Raw genomic sequence first — 690 nt, 5'->3', positions numbered from 1 at the left:
GGTCATGGCAGAGCACACAACATTACTCGCCGATGTGAAGATGCCATCAGCATCAAGCACTATTGACGTAGGAGCATTCGCATGGGCAACGACAGTAGAATGAGTTTGGTTTAACCAAATTGGCGCACTTGGCATATTCGCTTGTTGCGCCAACCAATGACGATTATTCGCTACGATAGAAGCATCATCCCCAACGTGTGCACCGAGATTTAACCCTTGATAAGAGCCTGTCGAAAAGCCACCAACTCGCGTAGAAGCAAAGGCTTTGACATTTTTAGGTGCAGACCAGTTAGGAATGATTGCCTTCATCTTAAAACTCGTCCGGTAGACCGTATTCTTCAGTGTCTTTACGCAACGCTTCAGTCATAGCCACCATATCGTCTGGCACTGGAGCATGGAATTCCAGTTCTTCACCAGTGATAGGGTGTTCAAAACGAAGCATTACGGCGTGTAGCGCCTGACGATCGAAACCACGAATCATGTCCGTCAGTTCTTGCGATGCACCAGTAGGAATACGTGCACGACCACCATAAGCAGTATCACCTAACAGAGGATGCTGTAGGTAAGACATATGAACACGGATTTGGTGAGTACGACCCGTTTCCAAACGCAGACGGATACGCGTATGCTCACGGAAGTGTTCTGCTACACGGTAGTGCGTTACCGCAGGTTTACCCAAAGGAGCTACAG

General features: G+C 48.4%; 2 protein-coding genes. Both read right to left on the bottom strand.

Features of this window, described 5'->3' with window-relative positions:
- Positions 1-309: laccase domain-containing protein (locus R7E38_RS22940; RefSeq protein ID WP_318082150.1), on the bottom strand; the 309-nt coding region annotated here is incomplete at its 3' end.
- Between the two features lies 1 nt (position 310).
- Positions 311-690, bottom strand: a 380-nt coding sequence (locus R7E38_RS22935; protein WP_318082149.1) for a pseudouridine synthase, incomplete at its 5' end; no start/stop codon positions are given.

This window comes from Vibrio sp. Vb2131 (assembly GCF_033338535.1).
Taxonomy (GTDB): domain Bacteria; phylum Pseudomonadota; class Gammaproteobacteria; order Enterobacterales; family Vibrionaceae; genus Vibrio; species Vibrio alginolyticus.
Note: the sequence above shows the minus strand (reverse complement) of the source record. Positions and strands in the feature narration are given on the sequence as shown.